Source organism: Hahella sp. CR1, from assembly GCF_029813005.1.
Classification (GTDB): Bacteria; Pseudomonadota; Gammaproteobacteria; order Pseudomonadales; family Oleiphilaceae; genus Hahella.
Genome location: NZ_JAPELK010000003.1, coordinates 233,113 through 246,982 on the forward strand (window position 1 = coordinate 233,113; position 13,870 = coordinate 246,982).

The 13,870-nt window shown below is 52.1% G+C and carries 13 protein-coding genes; 1 reads left to right on the forward strand and 12 read right to left on the reverse strand.

Annotation, left to right across the window (positions count from 1 at the left end):
• Positions 1 to 8: 8 nt before the first annotated feature.
• A complete protein-coding gene (locus ONV78_RS09015) occupies positions 9 to 647 on the reverse strand; it encodes an XrtA/PEP-CTERM system exopolysaccharide export protein (RefSeq protein WP_216735600.1) in 639 nt (212 codons plus the stop codon).
• Positions 648 to 783: 136 nt separating this feature from the next.
• Positions 784 to 2,193 carry a TIGR03013 family XrtA/PEP-CTERM system glycosyltransferase gene (locus ONV78_RS09020; RefSeq protein ID WP_216735599.1) on the reverse strand — a complete coding sequence of 470 codons (1,410 nt, stop codon included), beginning with the start codon at positions 2,191 to 2,193 and terminating at the stop codon, positions 784 to 786.
• Between the two features lie 408 nt (positions 2,194 to 2,601).
• On the opposite strand from ONV78_RS09020, the gene tviB reads away from it, so the two are divergent.
• Positions 2,602 to 3,879: a Vi polysaccharide biosynthesis UDP-N-acetylglucosamine C-6 dehydrogenase TviB gene (tviB, locus tag ONV78_RS09025; RefSeq protein ID WP_216735598.1), complete on the forward strand. Its 1,278-nt coding sequence runs from the start codon at positions 2,602 to 2,604 to the stop codon at positions 3,877 to 3,879.
• Between the two features lie 99 nt (positions 3,880 to 3,978).
• Here the strand turns inward: tviB and prpD are convergent, their stop codons facing one another.
• From prpD to msbA, 10 genes are all read right to left on the reverse strand, one after another.
• A complete protein-coding gene (prpD, locus tag ONV78_RS09030; RefSeq protein WP_279502729.1) occupies positions 3,979 to 5,463 on the reverse strand; it encodes a 2-methylcitrate dehydratase in 1,485 nt (494 codons plus the stop codon).
• A gap of 30 nt (positions 5,464 to 5,493) precedes the next feature.
• Positions 5,494 to 6,621 carry a 2-methylcitrate synthase gene (prpC, locus tag ONV78_RS09035; protein WP_279502731.1) on the reverse strand — a complete coding sequence of 376 codons (1,128 nt, stop codon included), beginning with the start codon at positions 6,619 to 6,621 and terminating at the stop codon, positions 5,494 to 5,496.
• A gap of 78 nt (positions 6,622 to 6,699) precedes the next feature.
• On the reverse strand, positions 6,700 to 7,578 hold the full coding sequence (gene prpB / locus ONV78_RS09040) for a methylisocitrate lyase (RefSeq protein WP_279502733.1): 879 nt from the start codon (positions 7,576 to 7,578) through the stop codon (positions 6,700 to 6,702).
• 48 nt (positions 7,579 to 7,626) lie between these two features.
• Entirely contained in the window at positions 7,627 to 8,301 is a 675-nt protein-coding gene (locus ONV78_RS09045) for a GntR family transcriptional regulator (protein WP_253938155.1), read from the reverse strand.
• 351 nt (positions 8,302 to 8,652) lie between these two features.
• Positions 8,653 to 9,666: a UDP-N-acetylmuramate dehydrogenase gene (gene murB / locus ONV78_RS09050; protein ID WP_279503113.1), complete on the reverse strand. Its 1,014-nt coding sequence runs from the start codon at positions 9,664 to 9,666 to the stop codon at positions 8,653 to 8,655.
• A gap of 1 nt (position 9,667) precedes the next feature.
• Positions 9,668 to 10,150, reverse strand: coding sequence for a low molecular weight phosphotyrosine protein phosphatase (locus ONV78_RS09055; protein ID WP_279502735.1), 483 nt, complete (start codon positions 10,148 to 10,150; stop codon positions 9,668 to 9,670).
• The gene (kdsB, locus tag ONV78_RS09060; RefSeq protein ID WP_279502737.1) at positions 10,147 to 10,914 is read right to left on the reverse strand and encodes a 3-deoxy-manno-octulosonate cytidylyltransferase; all 768 of its coding nucleotides are present in this window, start codon (positions 10,912 to 10,914) and stop codon (positions 10,147 to 10,149) included. The genes ONV78_RS09055 and kdsB overlap by 4 nt, the downstream gene beginning before the upstream one ends.
• Before the next feature lies 1 nt (position 10,915).
• Complete coding sequence (locus ONV78_RS09065) at positions 10,916 to 11,098, reverse strand: Trm112 family protein (protein ID WP_127971510.1); 183 nt, start codon at positions 11,096 to 11,098, stop codon at positions 10,916 to 10,918.
• Complete coding sequence (lpxK, locus tag ONV78_RS09070) at positions 11,091 to 12,107, reverse strand: tetraacyldisaccharide 4'-kinase (protein ID WP_279502740.1); 1,017 nt, start codon at positions 12,105 to 12,107, stop codon at positions 11,091 to 11,093. The genes ONV78_RS09065 and lpxK overlap by 8 nt, the downstream gene beginning before the upstream one ends.
• Positions 12,104 to 13,861 (reverse strand): lipid A export permease/ATP-binding protein MsbA, encoded by a 1,758-nt coding sequence (msbA, locus tag ONV78_RS09075; protein WP_279502742.1) that lies wholly within the window; start codon positions 13,859 to 13,861, stop codon positions 12,104 to 12,106. Before msbA ends, lpxK begins: the two co-directional genes overlap by 4 nt.
• Positions 13,862 to 13,870 lie beyond the last annotated feature (9 nt).

The window sequence follows — 13,870 nt, forward strand, 5'->3', positions numbered from 1 at the left end:
GCGTCGTATTACAACACCTTCTCAGGAACAGTAATTATATCCCCAGGGTTCAACTCATAGTTGGTGGTCACGTCGCCTTCCTGAAAGATTTCATTTAATTTTACAGGAATGATAACGGTCTTCCCTTGATACTGCCTGTACAGCACGCCGCCGTCGCCGCTGGCGAAGTCATTCAGCCCGCCGGCTGTCAATACAACATCCATAACAGTCATACCATGACGATAAGGTATTGAAATCGGCGACTTCACAGCGCCAGTAACGCGCACCCTACTGGAAAACTCATAGCTCTGCATTCCGGTGACAACAACGCTTACCTGAGGCTCACGAATATAAACCGACAGCTTTTGCTTGATTTCCTCAGCCAACTGAGCCGGAGTTTTGCCGGACGCTACGATATCGCCAACCAGTGTCGTAGACAATTTGCCATCCGGCCTAATTGGCACTCCTCCAGACAATTCAGGGTTGCGCCAGACATTTATGTTAACCACATCGCCAGGCCCTAGAATATACGACTCCAGCATCTTCGGCCGGTCTTTCAGAGCGGCGCTAACCAAAGCATTGTCGGAAGGCTTAACCGTGCTGCAGGCGCTAAACAGCACAGCCAGCAATGCTAGAACGCATATTTTCAAGGCGTTAATTTTCATCATTAGTATCCCAAGTTAATCAGCAGTTGAATCCAATGCGACTCTTCAGCAGCCAGGTTTTTCCGGATAGTTTTCCAACATTACGCCCTGCTAAATACTTCAAAACAATGATGCCAATGTTAAAAACCCGAGCGCCCGCTTACCGGGAGCCTTTCTTAAACAAAATAACCTCAACGGTCTGAATTAATACAATCAAATCAAGCAGTAGGCTCTGATTTTTAATGTAGTATAAATCATACCGCAGCTTCTCCTTGGTGTCCTCCTCACTATCGGCGTAAGCGAAACAGAGCTGCGCCCAACCGGTAATACCGGGCTTCACTCTATGCCTTTCGTTATAGTAAGGAATCTTTTCCGAAAGCTTTTCCACAAAAATAGGTCTTTCCGGGCGCGGCCCGACTACAGCCATATCTCCGAGCAAAACATTAAAAATTTGCGGCAACTCGTCGATACGCACTTTACGAATAAAGCCGCCAATACGGGTCACACGAGTGTCATTTTTCTGCGCCCAGACAGCGCCATGCTTTTCCGCATCAACCCTCATGCTACGGAACTTCATAACAGGAAACGGCTGACCGTTTAGCCCCACCCTCTCCTGCTTGTATAACACCGGAGCCGACCAGCCTTCCTCAAGCTTAATGGCGAGCACCGTCAATAACATAATAGGCCAAGTCACGAGCAACAGGCTTAGACTGGATAAAATATCAAAGCCACGCTTGGTGATGCTGCGGGTGGAAACAGCCCCAAACCCGTCTGCGAAAATCATCCAGCTAGGCTGAATCAAGTCCAGCGCGACTTTGCGTCCTTCGCGCTCCAGGAACGTAGGGGCATCTACGATATGCACCCCCTCCATCTTGCATTCCAGCAGATCATCCAAGGGCAATTTTTTCCTGCGGTCATCCAGCGCGATAACAATTTCATCGACAGGATGCTGTAGAACGTACTCTTTCAACGTTCCAGGAATCGTCAATACTTTCTGATGAGGCACCTTGACCTCTTCATCAAGCCCAGGCACAAACCCCATCAACTCAACGCCTCGACGGTCCAGGGGCTCTTTTAAGTCGTCATAAAGGTTACTCGCACGATTTCCTGCGCCGAGCACTAAGACATTGCGCTTGAAGCTTTGTTCATTGGCGAAAAACAGGAACAGACTACGAGATATTCCCAGGATAAAAATCGCCAGGACGGACGAAAGGGCCAAAACGCCCTTGCCGAAGTACCACAACCAGGATTCGGTTACATAAAATAGGAATGACAAACCTGCGGCGGACATGAGAATCGAGAATATCGTTCTCAACATCATGCCCGACATCCCCTCTTGGGTTTTGGCGGGATAGACCCCCATCGCGATCATGATGATCAGATTCACCGCCGCGAAGGTCAGCGCCTCGGGGAAGGCGACCTGATAGTTATCAAGGAAAAAATTAATTTCGCCGAAATAACGGAAGAAAACGCCACAGTAAAATACTGCGCCTAAGACCACCAGGTCCGCGGCGCCCATGATAATGTAGGGCAAATGTATGTAATGCCGGAATATACGTACGTGGGCCAAGCCTTTTCTCCTTACCAACACGGACTTGCAGCCTAGACTTGAGGGCCGCTCATGCTATCAAATTTTTTTGGACAACTTAAGTTAAGCAAATACAAAAGAGTATTGTTAAACTAAATTCAAATATCTTGGCGCGTATTTTCCGATATACTTGCGCGGCGACGCGCTTTGGCTAAATTTCTCAAGAGTTCGCTTGATATTGTCACAACGGTCGAGATGCGCACATCAGCCCAAACGAAGTCTTGAATGATTTAGCCTTAAGCGCATGATCCAATCATGGATGCGCGGGCTATTTCCTGAGTTTCCACGGAATTGCCAAGGGCTTCCGCGGAGACCGTCTAACGACGGACGCTCATTATAGTTCGATTTTTTAAATAAAATACTACTACTATCTCGCTTAAAGGGTTTCCAATGACAGATTTGAGGAACGCAAAAATTGCAGTTGTGGGCCTGGGTTATGTTGGCCTGCCACTGGCCGTCGAGTTCGGCAAGAAGTTCTCTACCGTTGGCTTTGACATCAATGCCGCCCGTATCGAGGAGCTGAAATCCGGTAAAGACAGCACATTGGAAGTGGAACCCGAACTACTTGCTGAAGCCAATAAACTTTCCTACAGCAACAAACTTGAAGATATACAATCCTGTAATGTTTACATTGTCACCGTCCCAACGCCTATCGACGACTTCAAGACACCCGACCTGAGACCCTTACAGTCAGCCAGCCGCACAATCGGCAAAGTACTGAAAAAAGATGACGTTGTTATTTACGAGTCCACCGTTTATCCCGGCGCAACGGAAGAAGTCTGTGTCCCAATACTTGAAGAAATCTCTGGATTGAAGTTCAACCAGGATTTTTTCGCCGGCTACAGCCCTGAGCGAATCAACCCAGGGGACAAAGAACACAGAGTCATCAACATTCTGAAGGTCACCTCCGGCTCCACTCCTGAAATCGCCCAGTACGTAGACGAGCTCTACGCATCCATCATTGTCGCGGGCACCCACAAAGCGAGCAGCATCAAAGTTGCTGAAGCGGCCAAGGTTATCGAGAACACTCAACGAGACGTCAATATCGCCTTGATTAACGAGCTATCGCTGATTTTCGAAAAGCTTGGCATCGACACACTGGAAGTACTGGAAGCGGCCGGCACCAAGTGGAACTTTCTCCCCTTCCGCCCTGGCCTGGTTGGCGGTCACTGCATCGGCGTCGACCCTTACTACCTGACCTACAAAGCCCAGGCGGTTGGTCACCATCCAGAAATTATCCTGTCCGGCCGACGCATTAACGACGGCATGGGCGAACATGTGGCGGAACGCGTCATTCGCATGATGACACAGCGCAAGCAACATGTGGCTGAAGCCAACATTCTTGTATTGGGATTGACGTTCAAGGAGAACTGCCCCGACATCCGCAACACTCGCGTAGTCGACGTTATCAGCGCCTTTGAGTCGTACAACGCCAACGTTGATGTCTACGACCCCTGGGCCAGCCCTGCGGAAGCGGAGCACGAATACGGCATTCGCGTTATTCCAGAACTGAAAGCAAACCATTATGACGCCATTATTCTTACTGTGGCTCATAAGCAGTTCAAAGATATGGGAATAGAAAATATCCGCAAACTCGGCAAGGACAACCACGTCCTCTTCGACGTCAAGTATGTTCTTCCGAAAGACTCGGTGGATGGACGCCTGTAGGGCCAACCAGAAACTAAACAATAAAAAAGCGCGGATATCCGCGCTTTTTTTTATTTTTACGCCGCCCCCCCTGAAAAAGAGGGCGTCAGATCACAAGCATCAGATAACAAATAAGTCCATAAACTCGTTAACTGGCGTCGCCTCCAGCGTTTTCTGATTTTTACACAGAGAAAAAATGTCGTCGCACCGCTTACCAGGGAAACGCGTCGCCAAATTGGCGCGGAATTTTTTCTCCAACAAAGGAATACCCTCCTCGCGACGGCGGCGATGGCCAACCGGATATTCTACTTCAACTTTATCCGTGGACGTTCCGTCTTTGAAGAACACCTGCACCGCGTTAGCGATGGAGCGCTTGTCCGGCTCATGATATTCCTGGCTATAGCGCTTATCTTCTACGATTTCCATTTTGTTGCGCAGTTCATCAATAATCGGGTTCGCAGCATGGAAGTCATCTTCATAATGTTCCGCCACCAGATTACCGAACGCCAACGGCACAGCTGTCATGTATTGCAGACAGTGATCGCGGTCCGCCGCATTCGCCAGAGGGCCAACTTTAGAAATAATACGGATCGCAGATTCATGAGTCGTGATAACGATCTTATCAATATCCTGCAACCTGTCCTTGACCTGAGGATACAACGTGACCGCCGCCTCCGCCGCCGTTTGAGAATGGAATTCCGCAGGGAACGAGATCTTAAACAGTACGTTCTCCATCACGTATGAACCATAGTCTCTCTGGAACTTGAAGACCCGATCTTCGGGCGCTTTAACCTTCTGGTCGGCTACGGTCTTGCTGAAGGATACGTCATAGAATCCCCACTGTGGAGCCGTCAGAACGCCCGGAATTCCCATCTCACCGCGCATGCTGATGTCAGCCAGACGCACCGCCCGAGAGGTTGCGTCGCCCGCCGCCCAGGACTTACGTGAACCGGCATTCGGCGCGTGGCGATAAGTACGCAGCGAAGAGCCGTCGACCCAGGCCTGCGAAACCGCCGCCATAATCTGCTCTCTATCCCCGCCTTTCAGCTTGGTCACCACAGCAGTGGATGCAATACGCACCAATAGCACATGACACAGACCCACGCGGTTGAAGCTGTTCTCCAGAGCAATGACGCCTTGGATTTCATGAGCCATGATCATGGCTTCCAGAACATCCCGCATGGTCAAAGGCTCTTTCCCAGCTGCGACGCGCTTCTGAGACAAGTAGTCCGCCACCGCCAGAATACCGCCCAGGTTATCGGAGGGATGCCCCCACTCCGCCGCCAGCCAAGTATCGTTGTAATCCAGCCAGCGAATGATACAACCGATATCCCATGCCGCCTTAACAGGGTCCAGACGGAATTGCGTACCTGGAACGCGAGCGCCATTGGGCACGACCGTGCCTTCCACAATCGGGCCTAAGTGCTTGGTGCACTCAGGGAATCTCAACGCCAACAGGCCGCACCCCAGAGTGTCCATCAAGCAGTTTCTTGCAGTATCCAGCGCTTCCTGGGATTCGATTTTGAAGTTCAGGACATAGTCAGCAATATCCTGAATGACCTTGTCATAATCAGGACGATCATTCAGATCTACATTCGCACCCATTCTCTTTCTTCCTCAATTTGGTTATTCGTATTAATGACGCTGTTCAATCGGAGTCCATTCAGCGGACTCTGGACCGGTATAGTCCGCCGAGGGCCGAATAATGCGATTGTTCTCACGCTGCTCTTTCACATGCGCAGCCCAACCAGTCAGGCGCGACATAACAAAAATCGGCGTGAACAATTCGGTGGGAATGCCCATGAAGTGATAGGCTGAAGCATGGAAAAAGTCTGCGTTGCAAAATAGTTTTTTCTCACGCCACATGACTTCTTCACAGCGCACGGACACGGGATAGAGCACCTTGTCGCCCACTTCTTCCGACAGCTTTTGCGCCCACTTCTTAATAATGGCGTTGCGGGGATCGGATTCACGATAGATGGCGTGCCCGAAGCCCATAATTTTTTCCTTGCGCTCCAGCATGCCCATGATCTGCTCTTCCGCATCTTCGGGGCTCTTGAACTTTTCAATCATCGCCATCGCCGCTTCGTTGGCGCCGCCGTGCAAAGGACCGCGCAGCGACCCAATAGCGCCGGTAATGCATGAATGAATGTCCGACAACGTAGAAGCACACACCCTGGCCGTAAATGTCGAGGCGTTGAACTCATGTTCCGCATACAAAATCAGAGAAGCGTGCATCACTTTTTCATGCAAAGCGTCCGGCTTGCTTCCATGCAGCATGTGCAGGAAGTGCGCGCCGATGGAGTCATCGTCAGTTTCCGTATCGATACGCACGCCATCCTGACTGAAGCGATGCCAGTAACAAATAATGGACGGGAAAAGCGCCAGCATGCGGTCGATATGATCATCTTGCTGCGAAAAATCAGCCTCCGTCTCCAAAACGCCCAGCATGGAACAGCCGGTTCTCATCACATCCATTGGATGCGCATCGGCGGGAACTCGCTCCAGGACTTCCTTAAGAGCCTGAGGCAATGACCGCAGCGACTTCAACTTCGCCTTGTAGGCGCTCAGCTCCGCTTGATTGGGCAGCTTGCCTCGCAGCAGCAAATAGGCCACTTCCTCAAATTCAGCTTTATCGGCAAGCACCTCAATGCCGTATCCCCGATAGGTCAAACCATGCCCTGATTGACCTACCGTGCATAGCGCCGTCTGTCCTGCGACCTGACCTCTCAGGCCCGCGCCTCCAATATTTTTTTCCGCCATTGCTAATTCTCCTCTTGCATCAGACTGTTTTAAGAGTTTCGCCAAGGCGAAACCTCAATGCTTGCAGCGACTTATGCGTTATTTGTTTTTCCCCGCCGCAAACAGCGCATCCAATTTCTTTTCGTAATCGTGATACCCCAGAAAATCGTATAACTCCATACGAGTCTGCATGGAGTCGACCACTTCTTTCTGATCGCCTTTGCTCAAAATACTTTCATACACATTCAAAGCTGCGCGATTCATCGCCCTGAAAGCGCTCAACGGATATAAAACCATCGCCACGCCGACGCCAGCCAGTTCAGCCTTGTTGTATAACGGGGTTTGCCCGAACTCAGTAATGTTGGCCAGAATAGGCGCGCTCAGCGCATCCGTGAAGGCCTTATAATGCTCCAACTCCGTCACCGCTTCAGCGAAGATGCCGTCGGCGCCAGCCTCCAGACAGGCGCCAGCGCGGTCAATCGCCGCCTGCAGCCCTTCCTGAGCAAACGCATCCGTTCGCGCCATGATGAAAAAGTCTTTGTCCGTGCGCGCATCCGCCGCGGCCTTTATCCGATCCACCATTTCTTCCTGGCTGACAATCTCTTTATTAGGCCTGTGCCCGCAGCGTTTTTGCGCCACCTGATCTTCAATGTGTACCGCCGCAGCCCCAGCGCGGATCATTTCTTTGACTGTACGCGAGATATTGAAGGCGCCGCCCCATCCAGTATCGATATCGACCAACAAAGGCAGCTCCGACGCAGCGGTGATTCTGCGCACATCTTCCAGGACGTCATTCATGCTGGTCATTCCCAGATCAGGAAGTCCAAATGACGCATTGGCCACACCACCACCTGACAAGTAAATAGCCTGGTGCCCTACTCTTTCCGCCATCATCGCGCAATAGGCGTTGATAGCCCCGACAATTTGCAGCGGTTGGTTATCTTCTAGCGCTTTGCGAAAGCGACGTCCTGCTGACATATAAGCCCCCTGTTGCAGACCATTGAGAGACGGATGATTCACAGCGTGCTATAGCTGCAACTCTCCATCGCGATACTTCCTGATTAAATTGTTTCTCGCAGCGGAAATGTGTCGCCGCATCAAGAGTTCAGCCAAGTCGCCATCCCGCTCTTCAAGCGCCTCGATAATACGCCAGTGCTCATGAAACGCTTTTTCGGGTCGACCGCTGAATGTGCTGAGACGATATCGATATAGCCTCAACAAATGATATAACTCACCTGTCAGCATATTGCTGAGCTTACGGTTTTTACTGCCGGAGATAATTCGGAAATGAAAGTCGAAGTCGCCTTCTTTTTGGTAATAGGCTAGCCCCTTCTCTTCCTTGATTTGCTCAGCATGGATGTCCATCAGCCGCTTCAAATCGTCTATTTCTTCTTGCGACATGCGCTCTGACGCCAATCGAATCGCCATCCCCTCCAGGGATTCACGCACTTCATACAACTCAATCAGCTCTTCGAAGGTCAGCGCCACCACTCTGGCGCCGGAATGGGCCTTGCGAACAATCAGCCCTCTGCCTTCCAACCTGTGCAGAGCTTCCCTCAAGGGCCCTCTGCCAAACCCAAATTTTGCAGACAGCTCCGCCTCACTAATTTTCTCTCCTGCTCGAATGTCGCCTTTGACAATAGCAGTCTGCAGGCGCTCAAAAGCTTGGTCAGCAAGAGTTCGGGAGTCAGGCGCAGCCATATTGTTTACAATTTTCTCCTGTATCGCGCCAACACAACCATTGCGTCGGCGCACGCCAAAGGATTGTAAACAATTTTGCCAACAAAGAGAAAGAGGCTTCAAGCCGTTTTTTACAATAGCGGAATACCCTTAAAGCAAGCTCTGCCTGGCCGCTCAGAATCACAGATATTTATAGAAGAAGACAAAATCCATTTTTTTCATGATGTTACATGAGATTTTTGACAGCCCGACACTACGATCCAAATAGCGTATCCGAACTAACCACAAATGCAGAATGAATGCGAAACAAGGCGGAAGAAGAAGGAAGCGCCACTCACTTAGTCGACAACAAGCCAATGGCGCACAGATTGTTTACAAAATGAGAGGCTCGACTTCCAAAGACACGCCAAAGCGCTCCTCTACAGAGGCCTGTATTCTGGAGGCGAGCAACTTCACTTCAGCACCCGACTTATGACCGGGGTTAATAAGCACCAAAGCCTGTTTGGGATAAACCCCAACGCCATTTTCCAGGAAGCCCTTCCAGCCACAAGCCTGAATCAGCCAACCCGCCGCCAACTTCCTAGAGCCGTCCGCCAGCGGGAAAGAGACAATGTCAGGAAATTTCTCGTTGAGAGCAAGAAAGTGCGCAGCAGACACAATAGGGTTTTTGAAAAAGCTGCCAGAATTGGGCAATTGCACCGGATCAGGCAGCTTTTCCGTTCTAATAGCCTCCACCAATTTGGCGACCGCTCTGGCGTCACAGGGAGCGCCGTCCAGCTCCCAGCGCCTTTTTAGCTCTGCATATTCGAGAACCAGTGGAGTTTCAGCCGACAGCCTGAAAGCCACCTCCCAGATCAGCCATCGCCTTCCCGACTCCGACTTGAAAAAGCTGTCGCGGTAGCCGAAGCGGCAGTCAGACAGAGAGAACTCCCGCTCCTCAAGTGTATCCATGTGAATTGCCCGCACGGAGTGCAACCGATCCTTAAGCTCCACGCCATAGGCGCCGATATTCTGAATCGGAGCGGCGCCCACTGTACCCGGAATCAGAGCCAGGTTTTCCAGCCCTATGTAGCCTTGCTCCAGCGTCCACCAGACAAACTCATGCCAGTTCTCGCCAGCGGCCGCCCGCACAATATCGCCACTGGAATCCGAAGCATCCACACTGACGCCACGGTTCCCCATATTGATGACAACACCTGCAAGATCACGGGTAAAAACAACGTTACTGCCGCCGCCAAGCACAAAAGCAGGGACAGATGTAGATGTCAGCTCTGACAGTACGCATCGAATATCATCAATATTCGCCACCGTCACCATGCGCTCCGCCCGAGCGGGACACCCCATGGTGTGGCGCATCGCCAAGTCCGCATTCAACTCCCAATGCATATCAGCCACGATGCTTTAGTTGTCCTTGAACATGTTCAACAAGCCCTTGGCAGGCGTCTTCCACCAAGTCCAGCACATGCTCAAACCCCTGAGGGCCGCCGTAATAGGGGTCCGGCACTTCACGCTCATCACTGGACGAAGCAAAGTCCAAAAACAACTTCACTTTAGATTGATGCTTCTGGGGGCAGATGTGTTGCAAGTTCGCGAGGTTGTCCCGATCCATCGCCAATACCAGGTCAAACTGCTCAAAGTCATCTGCGGTCACCTGTCGAGCTCGAATGTGCTCAAGAGAATAACCGCGCTTACCGGCAAACTCACGCGCCCGACGGTCAGGCAGCTCACCCGCATGCCAGCCGCCCGTGCCGGCGGAATCCACCGCCACGCAGTCCGTCAGCCCTGCACGCTGCAGAAACGCTTCGAAAACGCCATGCGCTGTGGGCGACCGACAGATATTACCCATACACACAAACAAAATATTGATCATGATGTCTTGGCCATCATCGCGCGTACGCGCTGCAAATCAGCTTCCGTATCCACTCCCGCCGGCGGAGCCTTCGCCACCACATCCACATGAATGGGCACGCCGCGCCACATGGCGCGCAGCTGCTCAAGACTTTCAATCCCCTCAAGCGGGCAACTTCCCCAGGTGACATAATCCCGCAAAAAGCCAACTCGGTATGCGTAGATGCCTATGTGGCGATAAAAGTCATAAGTAGGAGGCAGCCCAGCGCCTGGGTCGGCAAAATAATCCCGCGCCCAGGGAATCGGCGCCCGGGAGAAATACAGCGCCATACCCGCTTCACTTTTCACAACCTTGACGGCATTGGGATTAAATAAAGTTTCCCGGTCGTGAATTCGCTCGCACAGCGTGGCGATTCCCGCCTGCGGATTCGCCGTCAGATTATTAGCGACCTGACTAATCAGTTCCGCCGGCAGCATCGGCTCATCCCCTTGCACGTTAACGACGATTTCATCATCGTCCAGCTCGAGAATATCCGCGCATTCCGCCAAACGATCCGTGCCTGAAGGGTGGTCCGTACGAGTCATCAGAACAGAGCCCCCGAAACCTTCCACCGCCTCAGCAATTCTCGCATCGTCCGTTGCGACATAAATACGCTTGGCCAGACTTTCCTGCGCCCTCTCGTATACATGCGCAACCATAGGCCTGCCGGCAATATCCAGTAAAGGCTTGCCTGGCAGCCTGGAGGAACCGTAGCGGGCGGGAATAATAACGGTGAACACGCTCATATCAGCTCAACCGCTCATCAGTAGTCAGCGTGCGCGCTTCTTTCTCCAGCATCACCGGGATGCCGTCGCGAATAGGGAAAGCCATACCGTCGTTCTTACAGACCAACTCCTGCTTCTCCCGGTCATACTTCAAGTCGCCCTTACACACTGGGCAGGCAAGGATGGCCAATAGTTTTTTATCCATCTTTTTTGTGACTCCGCAATTCGTTTAGTCTGGCGTCGATCCTCTCATAAAACGTAGAGTTGAGCTCAGCGCCAACTTCCAGGTACCAAGCGTTTTCAAGATTGAACGACTTACACTTGACCGCATCCTTCTCCGTCATCAAAACGGGAAGATCATCGTTGAATTCTATATCCTTCTGGGCGTAACTGTAATGATCAGGAAACGCATGCTGAATGGAGGCCACATCCAGATCCGCCAGGGTTGCGAAAAAGCGCCCCGGATTCCCGATCGCCGCAACAGCATGCGCAGTGCGCCCAGCAAAGTAATTAGTACTTTTTTCTTCCTCGCCAGACACTTTTTTCCAGCGCACAGGACGTAACTGCATTGCGTAGTCAGCATTGACCTGCGCATGCAAACCATTACTGACAACCAGGTCCACAGACTGCACGCGCCTGACCGGTTCCCGCAAAGGGCCTGCAGGAAGACAAAGTCCATTGCCCCACCCTCGCTGCGCATCCACCACAACAATTTCCATATCCCGCGGCAATGCCAAGTGCTGCAATCCATCGTCGCTGATCACCACATCGCAATCATATACATCCAGCAGTTTTTGCAGCGCTTCCGCCCGCTTAGGCGCCACCACAACGGGACACCCCGTGCGCATGTGAATCAGGGCAGGCTCATCGCCTGTTATTCTAGGGTCAGGATTTCGCTCCACCAGAACAGGGTATGATTCGCTCACACCGCCATATCCCCGACTAACAACGCCGGGTCTAAGTCCTCTACGCTGAAAGTACTCCACCAGCGCTACCACCAAGGGAGTTTTACCAGCGCCCCCCACCGTCAGATTGCCCACCACAATAATCGGCGGACGCATAGACGTAACACCCGCGGCGGAAGCCGGGGGCTTTGTCATGGTGAAAATGGTTTTTCTGATTGCAACGACCAACAGGTAGAGCCATGACAGCGGCCACAGCAGAAATCTCCAACGCGACTTACCGTACCAGACTCCCTCGATCCATGCGCTCATGCGTCGGCTTCACTGAACTGCAGCTTGTGTAAAGCCGCGTAAGCGCCGTCTTTTTCAATCAACTCGCGATGCGTTCCGACTTCCACAATACGCCCCTGATCCATGACCACGATCTTATCGGCGTTCTCAATAGTGGAAAGCCTGTGGGCAACCACCAATGTGGTGCGACCTTTCATCAAGGTTTCCAACGCACTCTGAATATTCCGCTCCGCGTGAGTGTCCAGCGCGGACGTGGCTTCGTCGAGAATCAGTATCGGAGAGTCCTTAAGCAGCGCCCGCGCTATAACCATGCGCTGCCGCTGCCCTCCTGACAAACGCGTCCCATTTTCGCCCAGCAGCGTGTCGAAGCCTTGCTCCAGCTGCTCGATAAAATCCAACGCGTCTGCAGATTTCGCCGCTTCACGCACCTGCTCAGGCGTTGCATCAGCCAAAGCGCCGTAGGCAATATTGTTGGTGACCGTATCGTTAAACAGCACAACCTGCTGAGTCACAATGGAGATTTGGCGACGCAGAGACGTCAGAGTGAAATCTTTGAGCGGTTTTCCGTCCAACAGAATTTCGCCAGTTTCATAGTCATAAAATCTAGGCAGAAGACTGACCAACGTGGACTTCCCACTACCGGAACGCCCAACCAGCGCAACGGTCTCGCCCGGCTCGATTACAAGGTTAATGTCCTGCAGCGCAGGCTTGCCCTCATCACCGTAACTAAAGCCCAATCCCTTGAACTCCAATCGGCCTTGCACTCGCTCCGTCGCAAATGCGCCTTCGTCTTTTTCAATCGGCTCATCCAACTGCATGAATACATCCTGCGCCGCGGAGATCCCTCGCTGAATGACGGCGTTAACCTCAGTCAACTGCCTGATGGGCTTAGCGCAGGTCGTCGCAGCAGTGATGTAGGCCAGAAACTCGCCAGTGCTCATATTGCCGCGAATTTCAGGACTAAGAGCCAGCCACACCAACAAGGCGATAAAAACGGAAATAACCAGCTGAATGATCGGCGTTGACAGCGCCTGCGTGAGCGACATTTTCAGCGCCTGCGCGATGTTGTACTCACTCGCTTTCATGAAGCGATTGAATTCGTACTCCTCGCCGCCAAAAGTCCGCATCACGCGATATCCGCCAATGGATTCCGAAGCCACATGAGTAACGTCTCCCATGCTGCTTTGTATGCGATGACTAATACGCCGGAATCGCTTGGAAACGTAGCTGATAAGGACACCGATGATCGGACCAAGGACAAGAAACAGAAGCGTCAACTTCCAGCTGACAAAGATCATGTACCCCATCAACCCAATGACCGTAAATCCTTCTCTCAGGACAACCGTAATCGCATTGGTGGCGGCGCCTGTCACCTGGTCCACGTTATAGGTAATACGGGAAACCAGATGTCCGGTTGAATTGGAGTCAAAGAAGCGACACGGCAATACGGTCAGATGGCGAAACAGCTCCAGGCGCATTCTGTGAACAATGCCCCTGGCCACACGCGCCATGAAATAGCCACCACAAAATGAACCCAGGCCGCGCAGGGCGAATATGCCGATGATCAGCATGGGAACCAGGAAACGCCCTTCCGGGCTTGGAGTTTCGATCGCCGCGACGATGTACTTGGTTGCATCCGCCATTCCGGCGCTGGCTAATGCGTAAATCACATTACCCAGCACCGCTAGAGCGAAGACCTTCCATAACGGCTTCAAGTATGACAGCAGCCTGCCGTACACTTGCGCGCCGGCATACTGCTTTGCGACTTTTGACATGTCAGCCCT